Genomic DNA, 22,225 nt, shown 5'->3' with positions numbered 1-22,225 from the left:
CACGCCAAACGTATTACCTATAGTCGGAGAACTTCTTTATACTCATAGGTAAGCGGCAAGCGCTTTAAAGAGACTGTGTTTGGGAATGGGTAAGCGCAGCCGCATGAAGACCACTAGTTATCTATGTGAAAGATCGTGCAACTGTGACTGTTTCTACAGAGCCGCAAATCCAGAACAAGGCGTGGGAAGGTTTCACGCCAGGACCGTGGACCGAGCACATCGATGTCCGCGACTTTGTTCAGCGCAATTACACCCCGTACGACGGGGACGCATCCTTCCTCGAAGGCGCAACCGACAAGACACTGCGCCTCTGGGACTACCTGGATAAGAATTACCTCGCCGTTGAGCGCGAGCGTCGCGTCTATGACGTTGACACTGACACTCCGGCCGATATCGACGCCTTCAAGCCCGGATACATCTCCGAGGATGATGACGTGATCGTCGGTCTGCAGACTGATACCCCGACCAAGCGTGCCATGATGCCTAACGGTGGCTGGCGCATGGTTGAGCAGGCCATCAAGGAGGCCGGCAAAGAGGTCAACCCGGAGGTGAAGAAGATCTTCACCCACTACCGCAAGACCCACAACGATGCCGTCTTCGACATCTACACCCCTCGTATCCGCGCAGCACGCTCGTCCCACATCGTCACGGGCCTGCCGGACGCCTACGGCCGTGGACGCATCATCGGTGATTACCGTCGTGTGGCGCTATACGGCGTTGACTACCTCATCGAGCAAAAGCAGCTGGCCAAGGATGCGTCTTTGGAGAAGGGCTTCTCCGAGCACTGGGCCCGCTACCGCGAGGAACACGCCGAGCAGATCAAGGCGCTCAAGAAGCTCAAGAAGATGGCTGAAGACTACGGCTTCGACATCTCCGGCCCGGCAACCAACGCCAAGGAAGCCGTGCAGTGGACCTACTTCGGCTACCTTGCCTCCGTAAAGAGCCAGGACGGCGCCGCAATGTCCATTGGTCGCCTCTCCCCGTTCTTGGACGCATACTTCGAGCGTGACCTAGCCAACGGCACCTTGACCGAGGTTGAGGCGCAGGAGATCATCGACGCGCTCGTCATCAAGCTGCGCATCGTGCGCTTCCTCCGTACAGAGGACTACGACCAGATCTTCTCTGGTGACCCGTACTGGGCAACCTGGACCGACGCTGGTTTCTCTGAGGACGGCCGCCACCAGGTCACCAAGACCGCGTTCCGTCTGCTGCAGACGCTGCGCAACCTGGGTCCTGCTCCGGAGCCGAACATCACCATCTTCTGGGATCCGGCGCTGCCGGAGGGCTACAAGGAGTTCTGCGCCGCGATCTCCATCGAGACCTCTTCGTTGCAATACGAGTCTGACAAGCAGATCCGTGACCAGTGGGGCGACGACGCCGCTATTGCGTGCTGTGTCTCTCCGATGCAGGTTGGCAAGCAGATGCAGTTCTTCGGCGCACGCGTTAACGCTGCGAAGGCACTGCTCTACGCCATGAACGGTGGTCGTGACGAAGTTACCGGCAAGCAGATTACTGACGGTGACCACAAGCCGATCGAGGGCGATGGCCCACTCGACTTCGACGAGGTCTGGCAGAAGTACGAGGAGATGCTCGACTGGGTTATCGGTACCTACGTCGAGGCTCTGAACATCATCCACTACTGCCACGACCGCTACGCCTACGAGTCCATCGAAATGGCGCTGCACGACTCTGACATCGTTCGCACCATGGGCTGCGGCATTGCTGGTCTGTCCATCGTCGCTGACTCCCTGTCCGCGATTAAGTACGCGAAGGTCACCCCGGTTCGTGATGAGACCGGTTTGATCGTCGACTACATCACGGAAGGCGATTTCCCGTTCTACGGCAACGATGACGACCGCGCCGACGACATCGCTGCAACCGTTGTTCACACCGTGATGCAGAAGATCAAGGCGATCCCGATGTACCGCGACGCTATTCCGACCCAGTCGGTGTTGACGATTACCTCGAATGTCGTCTACGGCAAGGCAACCGGTTCCTTCCCGTCCGGTCACAAGGCCGGCACCCCGTTCGCACCAGGCGCTAACCCGGAGAACGGTGCAGACAATCACGGCATGGTCGCTTCGATGCTGTCCGTGGGCAAGCTCGACTACAACGACGCATTGGACGGCATTTCGCTGACCAACACGATCACCCCGTCGGGTCTGGGCCGTAACAAGGAAGAGCAGATCACCAACCTGGTTGGTGTTCTCGACGCCGGCTTCATCATGGACAACGCCGACGCGGTCATTAACCCCGCCTAATCAGACTTTCCCACTCACCTATTCACTCCGAAGGAGACGACAACATGACCACCCCTACTTTCGACGAGCGCCTCGCTTCCATGAAGGCTTCCCGTTCCGCAAACAACATGGACTCTGGCCTGTACCACGCCAACATCAACGTGCTTGACGAGTCCACGCTTGAGGATGCAATGGAGCACCCAGAGAACTACCCGAACCTCACTGTTCGTGTCTCTGGCTACGCCGTGAACTTCGTGAAGCTGACCAAGGAGCAGCAGCGCGACGTCATCTCTCGTACCTTCCACCAGGGCGCGTAGTTTATGGCCCAAGACGGAACGAGCGGCGTCGTCACGCTATCGCCTGAAGCAGGCGAGCGCGTGCGCGGCGTCGCTGCCGGTTTAGGCGGACTTTCCACCGACGACCTTGAGATCACTCGCCCAGAGTTGTTTGAGGCTCGCCGTACTGGCGAGATCGGCCTCATCCACTCTTGGGAACTGGTCACTGCCGTCGACGGACCGGGCACCCGTATGACGATTTTCTTGTCGGGCTGCCCACTGCGGTGCAAGTACTGCCACAATCCGGACACGATGGAAATGAAGGAAGGCACACTCGAGCGTATCGACGACGTCGTGCGCCGCGTACTGCGATACAAGCCTGTCTTTAACGCTTCCGGTGGCGGGCTGACCCTTTCAGGCGGCGAACCGCTGTTTCAGATCGCGTTTACACGACGACTGCTCAAGGCAGTGCATGACGCTGGTGTGCACACCACAATCGACACTTCTGGTTACCTTGGTGCACGCTTGACCGACGAGGACCTGGACAATATTGATTTGTTCCTCCTCGACGTTAAGTCCGGCGATCCGGACACGTACGAAAATGTCACCGCGCGCCAGCTGCAGCCGACAATCGATTTCGGTGACCGACTGCATGAGAAAGGCAAACCAGTTTGGATTCGCTTTGTCGTTGTCCCCGGCTTGACTGACGCCGAGGAAAATGTGCAAAAGGTTGCCGATATCGTTGCACGCTGGAAAGGCACCGTGGAGCGTGTGGAAGTGCTTCCTTTCCACAACATGGGTGCCGACAAGTGGGACAAGATTGGCCTCGACTACGAGTTGCAGGACGTCACTCCCCCGTCCGCAGAGTCCGTTGAGCATGTGCGATCAATCTTCCGCTCGCGTGGTTTGACGGTGTTTTAACCCGGGGTATCACCCCCGTTAGACATTAAGGCGCGCACGCGTAATATCACTTTCGGTATTCGTGCGCGCCTTTTGCGTGCCTATTCATTACAGGGCGACCTCTCATACGGCAAGCCCCACAAGCGTGAAAGGGGGCTAAAGCTATGCCGCCACGTATTTCAATTCCAGGACAGCGTCCTAAGAAGGTGCAGCCCCCGTCTGTGAACCAAATCCCGGTGCCTGTCGAGCGTCAGATCGACTTTTGCCGCGTTTTTGTCGACGGCAAACGCCAGCCGGGAAATGTGCGCATGACTCACGCACTTGAGGTGGCAGAACGCTACGACAACGCTTTCGTATGGCTGTCTCTGAAAGAGCCCACAACGGAGCAAATGGAACGCATCGCCGAGGTCTTCGATATTGAGGACCTGGTTGTGGACGATGTTGTCGCAGCACATCAGCGACCGAAGGTTGAACGCCACGACGAGCAGTTGTTCCTGGTTGTGCGTTCAGTGTCGTATCGTGACGACGAAGAGGTGTCGGACGCCCGTGAAATCATTTCCACCGGCGAAGTACAGATGATTATCGGCGAGAAGTTTGCCATCACGATTCGCCATAATGTCCGTCTCCCTGACCTCACCAACAAGCTCGAGGACGAAGAAGAGCTAGCGCTGCTCGGGCCTTCTGCTGTGGCGTGGGCGGTATCTGACTATCTGGTAGACAACTACCTGAAGGTCGCGGATTTCCTCGAAAGCGACGTCGACGAGCTGGAAAACGAAGTGTTTACGCCACGTCGCACGATCAACATTGACAAGATCTACACCTACAAGCGTGAGATTTTGGAGATGCGTCACGCGATCGACCCACTGTCGCCAGCGCTTCGCAACGGGTTGACGAACAACAAGGACTTTATGCGTAAGGCTCTGCGTACCTACTTCCGCGACGTCCAAGATAACTCCACGATCGTCAGCGACCGTCTTTCAGGCTTCGACGAACGTCTCACGTCCCTGCTGGACGCGTCGGTAGCGAAGATTACGATGCAGCAGAACTCTGACATGCGTACGATTTCGGCCGTTGTGGGCATGGCGGCGGTGCCGACGTTGGTTGCCGGAATCTACGGCATGAACTTCGAAGTCATGCCAGAGCTTGGCTGGCGTTACGGCTACCCCGCTGCACTTCTCGCAATGTTCATTGCTATCTCGGTGATGTGGTGGTGGTTCCGCAAGAACCACTGGCTTTAATCAGCCACTATTTGCTCAGGATCATCAGTTTGAGGTTGGTCACAGCGACCAACTTCTCCTCGCAGTACATGTTCACGCGCCACAGGTGGGTGCGGGCACCGATGTGGACCGGCTCCGCGGTGGCGTCGATACGCTGCCCCGCGCGCACGCTGCCCAGAAGGTCGGTGGAGTTGCTCATCCCCACTGCAGGCTGTGCGCTAGCTGCCACCGCCGCAATTGACCCCATGGTTTCACCGATTGCACAGTAGACACCGCCGTTGACGATGCCGGTTGGCTGCAGATGCTCCTCAGTTGCAACGAGGTGTGCATCCATCCGGTCTTTTGAGCAGTAATCCAGCACTAGCCCGAGTCGTTGGGCGAAATCAACGTTGAGGCTGTTGATCACAGCGAGTTCTTCTTCGCTCAACGGCGTGTCAAGCACTTCGTTGTACAGGCGAAAATCGAATTCTAGGTTCATGCTCGTCGATGATACGGATGATCTGTCCTCAGCCACGTAGAATTCGCACTATGACTGCAGATGCTTCAGAACCTCTTGCTCAAATCGGTGTCGTCGGTATGGCAGTAATGGGCTCAAACCTTGCCCGTAATTTTGCATCGAAGGGCCATACCGTCGCTATTTACAACCGCTCACCAGAGAAGACGCGGGCGGTTATCAACGAGTATGGCCATGAGGGAAACTTCATCGCCGCCGAGACCATCGAGGACTTTGTCGCATCTCTGCAGCGCCCCCGCAAGGCAGTGATCATGGTGCAGGCCGGTGCAGCAACTGATGCGGTCATCGAACAGCTCGCTGATGCGATGGAAGACGGTGACATCATCATCGACGGTGGCAATGCCCTGTTCACCGACACGATTCGCCGTGAACGTGAGATGGCCAAGCGCAATCGCCATTTTGTCGGCGCGGGTATTTCCGGCGGTGAAGAAGGTGCATTGCGTGGCCCGTCGATTATGCCGGGTGGCCCAGTCGAATCCTGGGAGACACTTGGACCACTCCTCGAAGACATTGCTGCAAAGGTCGATGGCACCCCGTGCGTGACCCACATTGGCCCGGACGGCGCTGGCCACTTTGTCAAGATGGTGCACAACGGCATCGAGTACGCCGACATGCAGGTCATCGGCGAGGCGTACCACCTGCTGCGTTACGCAGCAGGCCTGGAGCCTGCGGAGATCGCCGACATTTTCACTGAATGGAACAAGGGCGATCTGGATTCCTACCTCATCGAAATCACCGCGGAGGTGCTTCGCCAGGTCGACGCCCGCACCGGAAAACCGTTTATCGACGTCATCGTGGACGCTGCCGGCCAAAAAGGCACCGGACGGTGGACCGTCAAGGAGGCACTGGATCTTGGTGTACCGACCACAGCTATCGGTGAGGCAGTGTTTGCCCGCGCGCTGTCGTCGGCACTTGCCCAGCGCGAGGCTGCGACGGAAGCCGAACTTCCGGCGGGCGAGTTGAGTACCCTCGAAGCACTTGGCGTGGAGAAGACTGCGTTTATCGACGATGTCCGCCGAGCCCTGTACGCCTCCAAGTTGGTCGCCTACGCGCAAGGTTTCGACGAGATTAACGCTGGGTCCGCCGAGCACAACTGGGATATCAAACCGGGCGATCTCGCACGTATTTGGCGCGGTGGCTGCATCATTCGTGCGAAGTTCCTCGACCGCATTACCGAGGCCTACGAAAACGATCCGAATCTCCCGTCGTTGTTGCTCGATCCGTACTTCACCGGAGAACTGCAAAAGGGCCTGGTAGACGCATGGCGCCGTGTGGTTGTCGTCGCTACGCAGCTTGGACTCCCAGTGCCGGTGTTCGCTTCCTCGTTGTCCTACTACGACTCGCTGCGTGCCAAGCGGCTGCCAGCAGCACTGATCCAGGGACAGCGCGACTTCTTTGGTGCACACACCTACCGCCGCGTGGACATGGAAGGCACGTTCCACACCACCTGGTCCGGCGAGCGGGAAGAGTTGAGCTACTAAAACAACGACGCGCGTACACTGATCTGAATGACTACATTCGCCGACCTCGGCCTACCCCGTGAAATCGTCGCCACGCTGAAAAAGCAGGGCATCACGGAGCCCTTCCCTATCCAAGAGGCGGCTATCCCCGATGCCCTTGCGGGCCGTGATGTTCTCGGGCGGGGTCCAACAGGCTCGGGCAAAACGTTTACGTTCGGTTTGCCTATGCTTGCCCGTCTCGTTGGAGCCCCATCACGCCCGGGTCACCCGCGAGCGCTCGTGCTTGCGCCGACGCGTGAACTTGCAACGCAGATTCGCGAGCGTCTCGACGACTCCGCTGCCGCCCTCGGCCTACGCGTCCTCGATGTTGTCGGTGGCGTGAACATCAATAACCACATTCGTGTGTTGGCCTCCCCAGTCGATCTCCTTGTGGCTACCCCAGGCCGCGCCGAGGATCTCATCAACCAGAAGAAACTCTTCCTGGATAAGGTGGAGGTCACTGCTCTGGACGAAGCCGACCAGATGGCCGACATGGGTTTTTTGCCACAAGTTCGCAAGCTGCTCGACCGCACTCCCAAAAACGGCCAGCGTTTGCTGTTTTCCGCCACACTGGATGGCGACGTGCAAAAGCTCATCGACCGCTACATGCACAACCCAGTGACGCACTCCACTGCGCCGGTGGAGGCCGCTGTGGACACCATGGAGCATTTCCGACTTTTGGTCGGTGGCCGTGAGCAACGCAATGAGATCGCGATGCAGATCGCCGCACGTGACGGCAAGACCATCATGTTTATGCGCACGAAACACGGTGTTGACCGTCAGGTGAAGAAGCTGCGACGTGTCGGCATCAATGCCCAGGGGTTGCACGGCGATAAAACCCAAGGGGCGCGTACGCGTGCCTTAGACGGCTTCAGCGACGGCACCACCCCGGTGCTCGTCGCTACTGATATTGCCGCACGCGGTATCGATGTCGACGACGTCTCGCTTGTCGTCCACGTCGATCCGCCAGCCGAGCACAAGGCGTATTTGCACCGCGCAGGGCGCACCGCCCGTGCTGGCACGTCCGGCACAGTGGTCACGCTCGTCATGGACGAGCAAGCTAAGGAAGTCGCGCAACTGATGCGCAAGGCAGGCGTGAAGGCTCCGGAGGTCAGAGTGGCTCCAATGTCGGAGTCGTTGGTTACGATTACAGGAGCACGTGTCGCAGATGGAAAGCCACTGCCTCCGCCGGGGGCTCCGAAGCAGGCTCCCCGTGGTGGTGGCGGGCAAGGTTCCCGCGCTGGGCGTCGGTCGTCGCAACGATCGAGCCGCGCTGGACGTTCCCGTTCTACACGTGGGCAACGCGGCAACTCGCAGGGTCGTCGTGGAGAGAACAAACGAAGGAGTAACGGCCGCTAAGGCGCAGATCAACACACATGGACATATTCATATCCATACTTTCTCTTCTGGCGTTCGTATTGCTGACAGCCTCTACCGGGTTGTTCGTCGCAATCGAGTTCGCCATGACGGGGCTCGAGCGCTCCACAATCGATGCCCACGTTAAACAACGCGGGGATGCTACAGCCCGCGCTATCGCGCGTGATCACGCGAATCTTTCGTTCGTCCTCTCAGGCGCCCAGCTCGGCATTACGGTGACGACGCTGGCGGCAGGTTTCCTTGCCGAGCCTGTACTCGGTAAGTTCTTCACCCCTGCGTTGGAGGCCGTCGGACTTAGTGCGTCGGCCTCAACCACTGTCGCACTTATTTTGGCCCTTGTCATCGCAACGTTTTTGTCGATGGTTTTCGGCGAGCTTGTACCGAAAAACATGGCTATTACGGACCCGCTGGCAACAGCTCGCGTGGTCGTGCCACCAGTGCACTGGTTTAACACGGCGATGAAGCCGTTTATCAACCTTCTCAATACCTCCGCTAACTGGATTGTGCGCAAAATGGGTATCGAGCCTGCCGACGAGCTTGCCTCGGCCCGCTCTTCTCAGGAGCTTGGCGCCATGGTGCGTTCGTCGGCAGAGGCTGGTGGTTTGGATGCTGAGACCGCTGCAGTGATCGACCGATCACTGCGCTTCGGCGAGACCACAGCTGAAGAGGTGATGACGCCCCGTTCCACCATCGACTCCCTCGACGCGGAGGATACTGTTGTCGACCTGATCGCACTTGCTCGCGAAACTGGGCGTTCGCGTTTCCCAGTGCGGCGTGGCGATCTCGACGACACCCTCGGAGTCGTCCACATCAAGGACGCATTCTCCGTGCCACCCGACGAGCGTGCGACCACACAACTTGCCACGCTTGCCCGGCGTGTCCCAATCGTCCCGGGCACGCTGGACGGCGATTCCGTGCTGAACCGGGTGCGCTCTGCTGGTTCGCAGGTCGTGCTTGTTGCCGATGAATACGGTGGCACCATGGGCCTGGTTACCATCGAAGACCTCGTTGAGGAGATTCTTGGCGAGGTGTACGACGAATACGATGACCGCGAAAGCGAAAAGGACTTTGTCCGTTACGGCACCTCATGGGAGGTTTCCGGGCTCGTGCGTCTCGACGAGCTCGAAGAGCGCCTCGCCTACACAGCACCCGACGGCCCCTACGAGACGTTGGGCGGTCTGATCATGGCAACACTCGGTCGCATCCCGAAGGTTGGCGACGAGGTCGTCCTGCGCGAAACGTTCGGTTCGCTGCAGGAGGAGTTCCAATCGGCAGGCGCCGGATCATGGCTTGCCCAGGTCACCGCAATGGACGGCCGCCGTGTGGATAAAGCGATGCTGCGCCCGATTACCCCTGAGGAGGCCGACCGATGAGTATCTGGCTCGCTGTTGTCCTGATTGTCGCCCTCCTCGCTGCTAACGCATTCTTTGTTGGAGCCGAGTTCGCTCTCGTATCCTCGCGCCGCGACCGTCTCGAGTCACTCCAGGCCCAAGGCAAAACCAAAGCCCAGGACGTGATGTACGCAACCGAGCACCTTTCCATCTACTTGGCTGGTGCGCAGTTCGGCATTACTGTGGCCTCGCTGATATTGGGCAAGGTTGCCGAGCCGGCGATTGCAAAATATCTGGAGGAGCCGTTCCTCGCGCTGGGTGTACCGGCAGATATTCTGCATCCAATTTCGTTCGTTATTGCGCTTGCATTCATTTCTTTCCTGCACATTTTGTTCGGCGAGATGGTGCCGAAGAGTATTGCCATCGCGGGGCCTGAGCAATCCGCAATGTGGCTGACCAGACCGATGACGGTTTGGATGAAGCTAACCCGCCCCGTGCTGGAAGCACTTAACTGGGTGGCTCGTAAGACATTAGCTGCGTTCGGTATCCAACAGCGCGACGAGTTGGATTCCACTGTCGACCAGGAGCAGTTAGCCACAATGATTCAGGAGTCTCGCAAAGAGGGGCTCCTGGATGCCGAGGAAACTGTCCGTTTGGCAAAGGCGTTGCGTCAGGATTCCCGCAGCCTCAACGAGGTGCTCATCCCGCTTGTAGAGGTAAAGACGATCCCCTACGACCCGCGCGGCATCCGTCTTTCGATCATCGAGCAGGCAGTGCAAGACACCGGTTTTTCACGCTTCCCGGTACTGATCAGCACTGGATCCCTGGCGGGCTACCTGCATGTGAAGGACATTCTGGACTTGATGGAGACAGATGAGAAGGATCCACGCGTGCCGCTTTCACGCATTCGACCGCTCATCACAGTCGACGGCCACGAGTCAATGGACGACGCTCTTACTTTGCTGCACCGACGTTCAGCGCACATGGCGGCAGTGCATGAGAACGGCCGCCTCGTCGGGATCGTCGCCCTCGAAGACCTCATCGAGGAATACGTGGGTACGGTGTCGGACTGGACACACGAAAACGAATAGTTAGCGTGCGTATGACCACAACCCTGCAACCTGAGGAATATCTCGCACGCATACACGAGCACGAGCAGCGTGCGGCTCCTTGGGCGGACGCCCGTGCGGCTCGGCGTGCGCATGGCGAGTACCACCCAGTATGGGACTTCCTCTTTGAGTACTACCCCGTTCGCCCATCGCATTTGAAGCGCTGGCATCCAGGGGTTGGGATCGCTCTCGCGCAGGCTGCGGATACACCGCAAGCGTCTTGGCGCGACTACGTCACAGCACCTGACGGAACCGTGTCCTTGAATCTAGGCCTTTTCCTCCAGCATCGACGCAATGATGTGGAGATGGTTGGCCGGCTGCTGCGTGCCGTCGATACGCGTCCTGCTCACTTTGATTGCTTCGGCATGCACGAGTGGGCGATGGTGTATAAGACCGGCCACCCACGTCACGATTTGCCACTTCGCCTTGGAGCAGAGGGCACCAACGGCGTGGTTGAGTCTCACCACATCAAGTGCTCACATTATGACGCGTTTCGTTTCTTCACCCCTGCAGCGCGTCCGCTGAATCTGACTGTTCTTACTCGCGAGTCTCAGCCTGATCACGACCAGGCTGGCTGTGTACATGTCAGCATGGATCTGTACAAGTGGGCGTTGAAGTTAGGACCGCTGGTACCTGGCGAGCTTTTCCTGGATTGCTTTGAGCTTGCGGCACGGGCTCGGCGCTTGGATATGGAAGCGTCGCCATACGACTGCCGAGAGTTGGGCTTTGATGTTGTCGCGGTAGAAACCGCTGAAGGTAAAGCGGAATACGTTGCGCGTCAACGGGCATTGGCTCAAGCCGCTGCTCCACTGCGCGCCAGGCTTGTCGCGACCGTAGAAGCTGCGTTGGACAGCTAAGCTCGGAGCAGGTTTTCTCAATCGTTCGACGTTGAAGGGGCTACGACCACAATGGCTAGGCACGCAAGCGGTAAAAACAATTTCAGGCTAGCGGGTTGGCTTATCGCCCTGCTTGTCGCTCTCGCTGTAGCTGCAGTGCTTGCGGTGGTTTTGTGGCAGCGCGACGGCACCGACTCGAGCGCTGCAGCTCCTGATTGCGTATCCGGTGATCTGGTTCTGCCGGTCGCCGCTTCCGATGAGAAAGTGGGCCGTGCACTTATCGACGACTACGCAGCCGCCAACCCCGTTGTCCGGGACTACTGCATCAAGCCGCAGTATGTTGACTCGATCAAGGAAGCAGCAGTCTATATCGCTCCGAATACCTCGATTACGCATACTGCGTTGAAGTCGGCTGAGCGCACTGCAGCGGTTGCTGACCCCCAAGCCGTCCATAGTGAACCTGTAGGAGTCGCTGGCACCGAACAGGTGAAGTTGGAGGACGTGAAGACCGAGTCTGTGCTGTTCCCTGTTGAGGAAGAGCCTGAGGCTTCCGCGTTGGTGGCGGCAAAGGTCGCCGGCAACGACAATGATGCTGTGAAGGCCCTCACCGATCAGCGTCTGGGTAAGCTGGCGGACTTCGCAGGAGCAGACGGCAAGCTTGTGGCGACTGCGAAGGACAGTGTTCCGGAAGGTCTTTCATTTACCTCAGTCGGCGCAGACATTGTTTACGCGGCGATCCCATTGAACCAGAACGACACAGTAAACGAGGATCAAGCGCGCGCTGGCCAGGACTTCGCACGTGCCGCAGCCGAGAAGTTCGATGGCTCCGAGAAAGATCAGCCGGTGATTTCGGATCTGGTCTGGGCTGCTGCCCTGCCTTCTGGTGGAGAGAAGCTCGGCGATCAAGCTGAGGCTGCAAAGGTGATCGAGCCGGTCAACACGTTGTTCCTGCTTGACACTTCTGAGGCAATGGCGCCGTTTATCGAGCCAGCCAAGGACGCGATTGGCAACACCGCGCTTGAACTTGCCGGTGCAGGGAAGGAAGTAGGTCTGTGGAACTACTCCTCACCGCTGACCCCTGGCGTGGTGAATGGTTTCCGCCAAAACATCTCCGTCTCCCCTGATGCGGAGTCGGTCAACGTGGCGGTGCGTCGCTTCCTTGTCGGCGGAGTCCCCCAGACCCGCGAAGCACTCCAGGCTGCGGCTGCTGCATACGGCAACGCAAATGCGCCAATGCGAATTGTGCTCGTTACCACCGGCACCGCTGATGCCGGAGATGACGCAGCATTTATTGACGGCTTCCGGCAGGCAGCGGGCACCAACCTGGACCTGACTGTGGTACGTGTCGGAGAAGGCGATCCGGATGCGGCACTCGAGCAGATCGCCAAAAAACAGGTCGATGCCAAGACTGCAGAGAACATCGCGGATGCGGTGAAGCAGGCCGCAGGGTTCTGACGGCTAACATCGGCAAGCAACAAAGGCCCGGACTGGAGGGAGTACCCAGCCCGGGCCGTTGTTGTGTGGCCTGTTTAGGAAGTCTTGCGACGACGGCGATCAGCCAGCTCGTCGAAACCAATGACGTTTGGAGCGTCGATCTCTTCTTCGACACGCTCGGACGGGAACGCAGAGATGGTGCCGGTGAGTTCCTTCATAATCTGCGGCACCGCGATGCCGAACACGCCCTGGCCGCCGCCAAGGAGGTCGATGATCTCTTCGTTGGAGCGGCACTCGTAGACGGTTACACCGTCGGAGACCAGGGTGATTTCCGCAATGTCGGAGACACCGCGGTCACGCAGCTTGTCCACCGCGAGGCGAATGTTCTGCAGGGAAATGCCGGTGTCCAAAAGACCCTTGACGATCTTGAGTACCAAGATGTCCTTGAAGGAGTACAGACGCTGGGAACCAGAACCCTTTGCGCCACGGATCGACGGGCGAACGAGCCCAGTGCGTGCCCAGTAATCCAGCTGACGGTAGGTGATGCCTGCGACCTGGCATGCGATCGGTACGCGGTAGCCCACTTCGTCGGACGGGCCGACGTCGAAAAGCGATTCCTGCACCGCAGCCGAGGTGGTCTCCTGCTCGCCTACCTGGTTGAGATCGTTGATACTCACGTAATTACTCCCATGAAAGTTATATGAGGGCCTGCTGACTATTAAATGCCAAGCATAGGACCTGGGTCAAGAGTTTCACGCGCAACACGCCGAACTCTCAACCTCAACTTTACACTGAGACTTTATTTCGCCTCGTCTGCCCCATCGTCCCCATCAGTATCAGGAGTATCACCGGTGTCGAGGTCATCCACACCAAGATTGCGCATGAGCTCTTCAAAATCAGCGTCAGCCTGGGCGTCGCCGCTTGCTGAAACAGATTCCTGAGGATCAATGACCTTGAGTTCAGCACCAAGAAAACGCTGCGCGTCTTCCGGCGAAAGGTAGATCGATGCCTGGCTTGCTACGAGGTCATCAACGCTGAGTTCGTGGTCTAATTCAAGCGCAAGCAGAAGCGCGTCACTCGCCCGCAGGTCCAGTTCAGAGCCGTCCGCAAACGACACGGTTGCCATAAACATGCCCTCTAAGTACGAAGACAGCTCAATGGTTTCTACTGTTTTTCCGGTGTTGCGAATCAGATCCACAACGGCATCTATGGTGCGGGGGCGGATTGGCGACCAACCTGAAAGCCGGGCAGCCAATTCCCCACCCTCATGCGTTGGTACCCAGACAGGAATGCAGCGGCCGTTAGAGGATCGCTGCAGCAATGCGCAAAGGTATTGCTCGGGACCGACGGGGTACACCCCGACCAGCTCGACTGCTTCCATGACGACTAGTTGCCGGACTGCTTGCGCAGTTCGTTCTTCACCAGCGAAGCGTGCAGCGAGACCACCAGAGCGGACATCTGCTGGCCAATCTCTTCTGCTTGCTGCTGCGCATTGACCTTGCCGGACTTTGCAACCGGTTCGGTGACCTGACCGATCATGTCAGCCTGACGAGCAGCAGCGGTACGCAGCGTCTTCAGATGACGCGAGTCCAAGCCGAACTCAGCCAGGGACATTGCGGTAGTGACAGTTCGAACATCGTCGACATTGAACAGGCCTGCCGCGTCTGGGGTGATGAGGCCTACCTTGATGTATTCCTCAACCGTGGACTGCGAAGCCTGAGCCTGTTCCGCAACATCCACGTCGGTCAGGCGCGTCGGTGCCGGGGCCCGGAAGTTCTCCGGAGAGATCATCGGCTCAGCATCGTTTGCAGTCAGGATCGCGGTGACCTGGCCGGAATCCATGGCCTCGAGCTGTTCGCGGATCACCTTCAGCGGGAGGTAGTTGTCACGTTGGGTGACCAGAATGTAGCGCAGGCGCTCCACGTCCTGATCAGTAAAACGGCGGTAGCCCGACGCCGTGCGCTGCGGTGTGATCAGTCCCTCGGATTCGAGGAAACGGATCTTGGAGACGGTCACGTCCGGAAACTCAGTCCGCAAACGCTCAAGCACAACACCAATCGACATGGTCTTTGCCGGTTTGTTGGGCTTGGCTTGCTTCGCGGCCGTCTGCTGCGGTGCGGTTTTGCGGATTGCGCTCACGTGATCGTGCTCTTCTTCTCGTGGGACGTCGGGCTAAGGATGAACGGAAAGCTTAGGCTTCCGCGGTGATGAATACGAGTCGGAACTTGCCAATCTGGATTTCATCGCCATTGGTCAGCTGCTGCGTGTTTCGCGGCTCGCGGTTGACGTAGGTGCCGTTGAGCGATCCGACGTCGACAACCTCGTAGCCATCCTCGTTGGCGCGGAACTCGGCGTGACGACGAGACACGGTCACGTCATCGAGGAAGATATCCGCCTCTGGGTGGCGGCCTGCCGTGGTCGACTCCTGGTCGAGCAGGAAGCGTGCACCAGCGTTCGGGCCACGCTTGACGACGAGCAGCGCCGCACCTTCGGGGAGGTTTTCAGTTCCTGCTGCGGAATCCACAGATGCCGCGGCACCAGATTCCATCTCCTTGAGCAGGTCTGCTCGGAATACCGAGGTGGTTTCGACCTGGTTCTGCGGCGTGTTGTCGCTCATGACTAACTCCTTGACTATCGAGTCGAGATTGAGAACTTCTGCAATAGTACCGCCCAAGTCGGGATTGGGTGGTGTTTAGTGACTTAACGGAAAATATTGCCGATGCCACTAATGACCGAATTGCCTGACCCGGCAAGCGGATTATCCGAAACCATGTAGGTCCATGTGGCGCTTGGACGCTTCCATCCTGCATCAGCAAGATGCGCCCCGGATTCATCGATATCCACGGTGTTAAAGGTTTCTACTGCTTGGTCAACCGCACGGTTGGCGAGGTCTTTGAACTCGCGCACAGCAATACGGTGGTACTCATCGATCGGGGTCTCGCGTGCGATAGCGCGAAGGTGAATAGATTCACGGACATCGTCCATCAGCGCGAGGTGTTCGGACCACTCTGCGTCGAGATGGAACAGCATGATTTCGCGCGCTGCTTGGTCGAGAGCCGGCTGCGGTAGGTGCGACAGTTCGGCGGCGCGCTGCGGGGAGCGCTTAGAGAGTTCTCGCCACGCTGTGTCAGTATCCAAAATGGTGGCGCGACGCTCGTCGAGAATGTCGCGGTGGTCTGCGAGAAGCTTGTTGTACTTCCACGTCTGGGAGTGGATCTCCAACAGTTGGCCTTCGGTGACGCGCTGGCAGTGCTCAACGAACTGCTGGGCTCGATTGCCGGTGAGGCGCCCATCCGGTTCAGGCTGCGCGGAGAAGGATTCGTCGGCCCCTCCGGTGGTGATGATGTCGTCGTCAAGGGAGACGAAGAACAAGCTCAAGCCTGGATCGCCCTGGCGACCCGCACGGCCACGAAGCTGATTGTCTAGGCGTGCAGTGCGGTGACGCGCGGTACCGATTACCGCTAGCCCGCCGAGTGCCGCAACCTCAGCCTGGTCACTCTCGTTAGCTCCACCGAGACGGATGTCGGTACCGCGGCCTGCCATCTGGGTTGAGACGGTGACACGGCCGATGTCTCCTGCCTCGGCGATGATGCGGGCCTCCTCCGCATCATTTTTTGCGTTGAGCACGTTGACGTCGATGCCACGCGCTTCAAGCGCCTCCGCGAGCGCTTCCGATTCGGCGACGTCATGCGTACCGACGAGCACGGGCTGGCCTGTGCTGTGAATATGCGCAATCTCTTCGACGATGGCCGCGTTCTTATCCGCCATAGTGGCGTAGATGCGGTCTGCTTCGTCGAAACGCTGCAGTTCGTTAGCACGGTCAATGACAGAGACGTGTAGACCGTAGAAGCTGCGCAGCTGGTCGGTCGCCTCCACGGCGGTGCCGGTCATGCCGCACACGAGCGGGTAACGGCGCATGAGTGCCTGCAGCGTGATCGAATCGAGGATGCGTCCACCTTCGGACACGTCAAGGCCTTCCTTTGCCTCGACCGCAGCCTGCAGCCCGTCCGGCCAGCGTTGGAGTTCAGCGACGCGGCCACGTGAGGCGTCCACAAGCGCGACCTTGCCGTCTTCGACGATGTAGTGGACGTCGCGGATCAGCAGGGCCTTCGCATGCAGCGCGAGGTTCACGCGAACTAGTGTGGTGCCGATGTTTTCGTCGGAGTACAGCGAGTCGATGCCCAGCAACTGCTCGATCTTCTGTGCGCCTTCGTCGGTAAGAAACGCGTTGCGCCCGTCGGAATCGATGGTGTAGTCCTTCTCCTCCACCAGGTGCGAGACGGCCTCAGTGATCTGCCCGGTGGCCTGTTGGGCGCCTTCGGAGCCGGCGAGGACGAGTGGGACCAGGGCTTCGTCGACAAGCACACTGTCCGCCTCATCGACGAGCGCAACATCTGCCGGCGCTTGCACCGTCTGATCGCGGGAAGTGATCTGGTTGTCACGCAGGTGATCGAAGCCGATCTCGGTCACCGGGGCATAAATGACGTCACAGCGGTAGGCCGCGATGCGCTCTTCGCGTGTCGACGACTCCGTCACCGCCGCAACCGACAACCCAAAAAATTCCACGAGCGGGCGCATCCACTCCGCGTCACGGGCCGCAAGGTAGTTGTTCACAGTGATCAGGTGGACGCGCTTGCCCTGCAGCGCAAAACCCGTGGCAGCCATCGCGCCAACCAGGGTCTTGCCCTCACCGGTGGCCATTTGGATCACGTCGCCTTCCAGCAGGCGAAGCACCGCTTGGTTCTGCACGTTAAACGGCGTCATGCCGAGTGTGCGCTGCGAAGCCACGGACAGCCCAGCGAGGAAACGCGGCTTGTCCTTGACTTCCCCATCGGTGACGGCGGCGCGGACGGTTTCGGCGAGCGCGGTGTCGTCGAGAAGCGAAAGCTCCTCAATGAGCCCATGTGCGTCGGCGACGACAGCCTTGGACTTCTTATTGTTGCGCTCCGCCGTGGAGCCCATGGCTTTCCAGAACCAGTCGAATTTGCCCATAAGGCTTAAGGATAATGCGGTTTGGCGCAACGTTCCGCTGAAGGGGTGCGCCAACGTGCGAAATTGATGGTGACACGATTACGCTGATGGTCAAAATTAAGGAGGGAAGCCAAACCATGCTGTCTATGAACGTGAAAGTCCCCTCGTCAACGGGGAAAATGATGGCAGGCACCATCGACCGACCGGACGGGCCGGCCCAGGCATACGCGATCTTCGCGCACTGCTTCGCCGGGTCCCGCCACACGCCGGGCGCATCGCGCATTTCTAAGCGCCTGACCGAGCACGGCATTGCCACGCTTCGGTTCGACTTTCCGGGACTCGGCCAGTCTGAAGGCGAATTCAAAGACACGTCGTTTTCGCAGAACGTCGACGACATCGTCGCTGCAGCGCAGTGGCTGGAGGAGAACTACAAGGCCCCGCAGCTGCTGATGGGCCACTCCCTCGGCGGCGCGGCTGCGCTGAAGGCAGCAACCCGCCCTGAGCTGAAGAAGATGCTCAAGGCGGTGGCCACTGTGGGCGCGCCGTTCGACCCCGCCCACTCGGTGCTGCACTACGCACATTCCATCGGCGACGCCGACATGCACGGCTCCGTCCCTGTCACCCTCGGCGGGCGCGAACTGATCATCTCGCGCGAATTCCTCGAAGACCTCGCAGAGACCAACCCAGAGGAATATCTGCCGAAGTTGCGCAAGCCGTTGCTCATCGTGCACTCGCCTATCGACGTCACCGTCGGTATCGACAACGCCCAGAATATTTTCACCAAGGCCCGCTACCCCAAGTCGCTTATGACGCTGGACAAGGCAGACCACCTACTCACCCGCGAAGGCACTGCACAACGCGCTGCAGACATCATCGGGTCCTGGGCCGTGCAATACCTCCAGCCACTGTTTGTGCCAGCGAAGACCACCGACGACAACGCGGTGTCCTACTCTGCCCGCGGCACGAAGTACGGCGACGTGGTGCGCACCTCTAACCGCGCCATCACCACGGACCGCTCGAAGAACACCGGAGGCAAGGGCCAGGGTGTCACCTCCACAGGCCTGTACATGTCCGCGCTCGCCGTGTCCTGCTCCCAGGCAGTGCGCGAGGCAGCCAAGGGCATGTCGCTTGACGACGTCCGCGTGGAAGTCAACCACAACGGCGACGGCACCTTCACCCGCCTGATCACCCTCTACGGCGACCTGACCGACGACCAGGTGGAAACCCTGCGCGCCGCCGGTGCCGCGTCCACTGTCGACGGCTACGTGGCCAAGAGCGAGATCGAAACAACTGCGGAGACCGCCTCGCTTGAGCGCCGTCGTCGCCAGAACCAACTGCACCGCGCAGAACGGTTGGGCAAGTAATGACAGGCGCTGAAAACGCTGAAGGTACTGCTGGCACCGGTGACTTGTGGAGCGAAGTACGCGGGCTTTGCCGATGTGGGCTTGGCATGCCATATGAAGCCTGCTGCGGCCGCTACATTTCCGGTACTGCGAAAGCCCCGACCGCTGAGACCCTCATGCGGTCGCGCTACACCGCCTTTGTCATCGGCGACGGTGACTACATCGCCCGCACCTGGGCACCGGAAAAGTTGCCCGCCGGCCTCGACGTGAATCCTGAAGGCGAGCCGTTTACCCGCCTGATCGTCCTGGAAACTGAAGGCGGCGGCCCCTTCGACGCCGAGGGTGTCGTGACCTTCGAAGCCCACTACCCCGGCGGTTCCCTCCGCGAGCGCTCCACCTTCGAACGGCGCGACGGCGCCTGGGTTTACGTCGACGGCGTAGTTCGGTGACCAGCCAGTTTTGGGCGCGTATGACAGTGTTGTAATATCGGGCGAGTTACGGTTTCAGCCTCGCGCTGAGCAGTAACGGATCGGGCTGTGGCGCAGTTTGGTAGCGCACCACACTGGGGGTGTGGGGGTCGCAGGTTCAAATCCTGTCAGTCCGACAAAACACCCCTGGGGCCGCTGCGATAAACGCCAGGCCCCAGGGGTATTTGCGACTGTAGGTTAAGACACGATCTTGCCGTTCGCGTCGTAGGTGTAGAAGCCCTGCCCAGCCTCCAGGCCGGTCCTACCTTCTGCGACCATCGGCTTCAGTGTCGTCTCAACGAAATCCTTCTGCCACTGCGGGGCATTCTCGTTGGACTCGATCACGGCGACCAAGGTGCGCACGCCGACGAGGTCCATGATCTCAATCGGCCCGCGCGGGGAGCCGGTGGAGTTGCACCAGTCGCGGTCGATGTCGACGGGGTCAGCGATGTCGTGGTGCAGCAGGTACATGCCGGCACTGAGCAGCGGCACCAGCAGGGTGTTCAGCACGTAGCCGGGCTGCTCGCGCTTGAGCGGGACCGGTACCATGTTGATCTGCTCCGCAAACTCCACGAGTTGGTCCACATACTTCGGGTCAGTGCCCTCGTGAGGCATGATCTCGGCGGTGTTCTGAATCCAGATGTGGTTGGCAAAGTGCAGTGCCAAGAAGCGCTCCGGCGCACCCGTCGCGTCCGCGAACTTGCTCGGCATGAGCGTCGACGTGTTGGTGGCAAAGACGGTGGTCGCCGGGGCGTACTGCCCCACTTCGGCCCACACCTTGCGCTTGAGCTCGAGGTTCTCCGGGATCGCCTCGATGACCAGGTCCGCGTTCGCTAGCGCTTCCTTAAGGTCCGAGGTCTGGGTGAGGTTTTCGTGCGCCGCCGCGATGGTTTCGTCGTTAGCGGACTCGAGCTCCGCCTTCATTTGCTCACCGATGGCGTCGAAACGCTGTTTGCCGGCCGCGAGGGCCTCCTCGTTAATGTCGTAGGACACTACCTTCTTGCCCGCGAAAGCAGAGCAAAAAGCGATCTGCGCGCCCAGGACACCTGCACCAAGTACTGTTACGTTATTGAATGTCATGCCCGTCACGTTAATCCTGTTTATGTGACTTTCACAGCAGTTCTAGTGTGAAGTTTTACGCAAGCGACGCCCGGTCCACCGCCATGAGACCTGTCGCTGCCCGCCGGCCCAGCTCCACGTAATACGCCGCGTGCCTCAACCGCGCCTCAAAGGTGTCCGACTCGAGTGCGCGCTTGACCTTTGCCGGCACACCTGCTGCAAGAGAGAACTCCGGCAACTGCTGCCCCTCCAGTACCACTGCCCCGCCGGCGATGATGCTGCCCTTGCCGATGCGCGAGCGTGACAGCACCGTTGCATTCATCCCGATCAGGCAGCCTGGCTCGATGTGGCAACCGTGGATCATCGCAAGGTGGCCGATTGTCACGTCCTCTTCGAGCACTGTCTCCCCATCCGTATCCACATGCAGGACTGAGCCGTCTTGCACGTTCACACGTGCACCGATACGGATTGCGCCCACATCGCCACGGATGACCACGCCGGGCCAGATGTTGGCATCCTCGCCTATCTCAACATCGCCGATAATCGTCGCCTCATCAGAGATGTACGCCGATGGATGAATCTTGGGGGTTTTGCCCTCGAAGCTATAAATCATGCGTTCCAGTGTGCCGGAATTGCCCAACGCGTGGCACTGAAAAGTGCGTAACCGCGCCTGTTCGGGTGCTCGTCGTCAAGCAGTGCGCTACTGCTGCGTCGCCCGGCCGAGCCGGAAGAACTTCAGCATGGCGTCGGTGGCGAAGCCTTTCGGCACCGTCCCAGATGAGTCGCCGGCGCCGCCTGGCCACACGTGAGGGCCATTTTCGATGCGGTAGTGGGCAAGTTCGGCGTCGCAACCTGTCCACGCCTCGCGGATAACGCCAGGGGCTACCTCAATGTCTTCGTGGCGGGCGTCGCAGTGGTTGCGCGACGCGGTCTCGTTGAGCATTTCCTCCACCGAGTTGTATGCCGTGGCGTGGCGTTGCCCGCCGTTGTAGGCAATGACATTGTCGCCCGTGCTGTGGAAATCGACGTGCATCATCGGTATCTGGGAACAGCCTGCAGAAACGCGTTGATAATAGGCGCCTGCAACCGTGGCAATGCCTGTGAATGCCTGTGGTCGTTGGCAACCCACAAACGCGGCGAAGCCCCCACCGTTTGAGAACCCCGCCGCAAAAATACGGGAGTGGTCGACCGAAAATTCGCCTTCGAGCGCGGCGAGGACGGCGTCCACAAACGCAAGGTCTTGTTGCCCAGAAGTCGAGGCGTACGGTGCAGGCGCCCAGGCAGAATCTTTGCCGTCGAGGTACGCCACAATGGCGTCTGCGGCATCGAGCCCGGAGTTTTTCCGGATCTTTTCGGCGTCTTCCTTATAGCCGTGGAACACGAAGATCACTGGCAGACGGTCACGCTGACGCGCTCCCGCAGGGGTAGAGACGATGTAGTCGCGCTTCAACCCACCTGCGGTGATGTTGCGATGTTCGCTGCCTGGTGGCCCCCATGGTTCGACCTCGCGCACGTCGTCCGCAGCGGGCAGTGCTTTGGTTGTTACCCCGGGTTCCTTGACGCTTCCGTCCCCTCCGGAGCAGCCGGTGAGTACGAGCAGGACTGTGGACAACGCCGCCGCAGTGACGGTTGAAACTTTGCCCATTACGTCTG

21 protein-coding genes and 1 tRNA gene are annotated in these 22,225 nt (G+C 59.4%); 13 read left to right on the top strand and 9 right to left on the bottom strand.

Translation table 11 applies throughout. The annotated features are described in order from the left end of the window. Positions 1–143 precede the first annotated feature (143 nt). The 4 genes from HMPREF2617_RS00235 to HMPREF2617_RS00220 all read left to right on the top strand — a co-directional run bounded on the left by HMPREF2617_RS00235 (position 144) and on the right by HMPREF2617_RS00220 (position 4,653). Positions 144–2,261, top strand: a complete 2,118-nt coding sequence (locus HMPREF2617_RS00235; protein ID WP_070771022.1) for a pyruvate formate lyase family protein — start codon at positions 144–146, stop codon at positions 2,259–2,261. A gap of 44 nt (positions 2,262–2,305) precedes the next feature. Next, positions 2,306–2,557 (top strand): autonomous glycyl radical cofactor GrcA2, encoded by a 252-nt coding sequence (grcA2, locus tag HMPREF2617_RS12360; RefSeq protein WP_034999039.1) that lies wholly within the window; start codon positions 2,306–2,308, stop codon positions 2,555–2,557. Between the two features lie 3 nt (positions 2,558–2,560). Next, positions 2,561–3,436, top strand: coding sequence for a pyruvate formate-lyase-activating protein (pflA, locus tag HMPREF2617_RS00225; RefSeq protein WP_070771023.1), 876 nt, complete (start codon positions 2,561–2,563; stop codon positions 3,434–3,436). Positions 3,437–3,579: 143 nt separating this feature from the next. Beyond that, positions 3,580–4,653: a magnesium and cobalt transport protein CorA gene (locus tag HMPREF2617_RS00220; protein ID WP_070423200.1), complete on the top strand. Its 1,074-nt coding sequence runs from the start codon at positions 3,580–3,582 to the stop codon at positions 4,651–4,653. A 7-nt stretch (positions 4,654–4,660) separates the two neighbouring features. Here HMPREF2617_RS00220 and HMPREF2617_RS00215 read toward each other — a convergent pair whose 3' ends face one another. Next, positions 4,661–5,110, bottom strand: coding sequence for a PaaI family thioesterase (locus tag HMPREF2617_RS00215; protein ID WP_070615113.1), 450 nt, complete (start codon positions 5,108–5,110; stop codon positions 4,661–4,663). Between the two features lie 50 nt (positions 5,111–5,160). Here HMPREF2617_RS00215 and gndA point away from each other — a divergent pair, with 50 nt between their 5' ends. From gndA to HMPREF2617_RS00185, 6 genes are read left to right on the top strand one after another with little or no spacing between them, the layout of a single operon-like run. After that, a complete protein-coding gene (gene gndA / locus HMPREF2617_RS00210; protein WP_070771024.1) occupies positions 5,161–6,627 on the top strand; it encodes an NADP-dependent phosphogluconate dehydrogenase in 1,467 nt (488 codons plus the stop codon). Positions 6,628–6,654: 27 nt separating this feature from the next. Beyond that, the gene (locus HMPREF2617_RS00205) at positions 6,655–8,004 is read left to right on the top strand and encodes a DEAD/DEAH box helicase (protein WP_070771025.1); all 1,350 of its coding nucleotides are present in this window, start codon (positions 6,655–6,657) and stop codon (positions 8,002–8,004) included. Between the two features lie 17 nt (positions 8,005–8,021). Further along, positions 8,022–9,395 (top strand): hemolysin family protein, encoded by a 1,374-nt coding sequence (locus HMPREF2617_RS00200; protein ID WP_070423204.1) that lies wholly within the window; start codon positions 8,022–8,024, stop codon positions 9,393–9,395. Further along, the gene (locus HMPREF2617_RS00195) at positions 9,392–10,444 is read left to right on the top strand and encodes a hemolysin family protein (RefSeq protein WP_070838978.1); all 1,053 of its coding nucleotides are present in this window, start codon (positions 9,392–9,394) and stop codon (positions 10,442–10,444) included. The genes HMPREF2617_RS00200 and HMPREF2617_RS00195 overlap by 4 nt, the downstream gene beginning before the upstream one ends. An 11-nt stretch (positions 10,445–10,455) precedes the next feature. After that, complete coding sequence (locus tag HMPREF2617_RS00190) at positions 10,456–11,319, top strand: 3-methyladenine DNA glycosylase (RefSeq protein ID WP_070838976.1); 864 nt, start codon at positions 10,456–10,458, stop codon at positions 11,317–11,319. 51 nt (positions 11,320–11,370) lie between these two features. Then, positions 11,371–12,753 carry a vWA domain-containing protein gene (locus tag HMPREF2617_RS00185; protein WP_070838973.1) on the top strand — a complete coding sequence of 461 codons (1,383 nt, stop codon included), beginning with the start codon at positions 11,371–11,373 and terminating at the stop codon, positions 12,751–12,753. Between the two features lie 74 nt (positions 12,754–12,827). Here HMPREF2617_RS00185 and HMPREF2617_RS00180 read toward each other — a convergent pair whose 3' ends face one another. The 5 genes from HMPREF2617_RS00180 to secA2 form a co-directional block, all read right to left on the bottom strand. Beyond that, the gene (locus HMPREF2617_RS00180; RefSeq protein ID WP_070423253.1) at positions 12,828–13,403 is read right to left on the bottom strand and encodes a MerR family transcriptional regulator; all 576 of its coding nucleotides are present in this window, start codon (positions 13,401–13,403) and stop codon (positions 12,828–12,830) included. Between the two features lie 128 nt (positions 13,404–13,531). After that, positions 13,532–14,113: a bifunctional nuclease domain-containing protein gene (locus HMPREF2617_RS00175; RefSeq protein ID WP_070423208.1), complete on the bottom strand. Its 582-nt coding sequence runs from the start codon at positions 14,111–14,113 to the stop codon at positions 13,532–13,534. Between the two features lie 5 nt (positions 14,114–14,118). Beyond that, positions 14,119–14,871 (bottom strand): transcriptional regulator FtsR, encoded by a 753-nt coding sequence (locus tag HMPREF2617_RS00170; RefSeq protein WP_070423209.1) that lies wholly within the window; start codon positions 14,869–14,871, stop codon positions 14,119–14,121. Positions 14,872–14,923: 52 nt separating this feature from the next. Then, positions 14,924–15,349 (bottom strand): oxoglutarate dehydrogenase inhibitor Odhl, encoded by a 426-nt coding sequence (odhI, locus tag HMPREF2617_RS00165; protein ID WP_070423210.1) that lies wholly within the window; start codon positions 15,347–15,349, stop codon positions 14,924–14,926. 83 nt (positions 15,350–15,432) lie between these two features. Further along, positions 15,433–17,724 (bottom strand): accessory Sec system translocase SecA2, encoded by a 2,292-nt coding sequence (secA2, locus tag HMPREF2617_RS00160; protein WP_070838971.1) that lies wholly within the window; start codon positions 17,722–17,724, stop codon positions 15,433–15,435. A gap of 116 nt (positions 17,725–17,840) precedes the next feature. On the opposite strand from secA2, the gene HMPREF2617_RS00155 reads away from it, so the two are divergent. The 3 genes from HMPREF2617_RS00155 to HMPREF2617_RS00145 all read left to right on the top strand — a co-directional run bounded on the left by HMPREF2617_RS00155 (position 17,841) and on the right by HMPREF2617_RS00145 (position 19,650). Next, entirely contained in the window at positions 17,841–19,067 is a 1,227-nt protein-coding gene (locus tag HMPREF2617_RS00155; protein ID WP_083279529.1) for a bifunctional alpha/beta hydrolase/OsmC family protein, read from the top strand. Positions 19,068–19,153: 86 nt separating this feature from the next. Further along, positions 19,154–19,495: a YchJ family protein gene (locus tag HMPREF2617_RS00150; RefSeq protein WP_070423212.1), complete on the top strand. Its 342-nt coding sequence runs from the start codon at positions 19,154–19,156 to the stop codon at positions 19,493–19,495. A gap of 81 nt (positions 19,496–19,576) precedes the next feature. Continuing rightward, positions 19,577–19,650, top strand: a tRNA-Pro gene (locus HMPREF2617_RS00145). A gap of 61 nt (positions 19,651–19,711) precedes the next feature. On the opposite strand, the gene HMPREF2617_RS00140 is transcribed toward HMPREF2617_RS00145, so the two are convergent. The 3 genes from HMPREF2617_RS00140 to HMPREF2617_RS00130 all read right to left on the bottom strand — a co-directional run bounded on the left by HMPREF2617_RS00140 (position 19,712) and on the right by HMPREF2617_RS00130 (position 22,217). Then, on the bottom strand, positions 19,712–20,593 hold the full coding sequence (locus tag HMPREF2617_RS00140) for a 3-hydroxyacyl-CoA dehydrogenase (protein ID WP_070828947.1): 882 nt from the start codon (positions 20,591–20,593) through the stop codon (positions 19,712–19,714). 55 nt (positions 20,594–20,648) lie between these two features. Then, positions 20,649–21,185, bottom strand: coding sequence for a gamma carbonic anhydrase family protein (locus tag HMPREF2617_RS00135; RefSeq protein ID WP_070451558.1), 537 nt, complete (start codon positions 21,183–21,185; stop codon positions 20,649–20,651). A gap of 87 nt (positions 21,186–21,272) precedes the next feature. After that, positions 21,273–22,217, bottom strand: coding sequence for a CE1 family esterase (locus HMPREF2617_RS00130; RefSeq protein ID WP_083323141.1), 945 nt, complete (start codon positions 22,215–22,217; stop codon positions 21,273–21,275). Positions 22,218–22,225 lie beyond the last annotated feature (8 nt).

Origin of the sequence: Corynebacterium sp. HMSC070H05, assembly GCF_001837615.1 — a bacterium.
GTDB classification, from domain to species: Bacteria; Actinomycetota; Actinomycetes; order Mycobacteriales; family Mycobacteriaceae; genus Corynebacterium; species Corynebacterium coyleae.
Note: the sequence above shows the minus strand (reverse complement) of the source record. Positions and strands in the feature narration are given on the sequence as shown.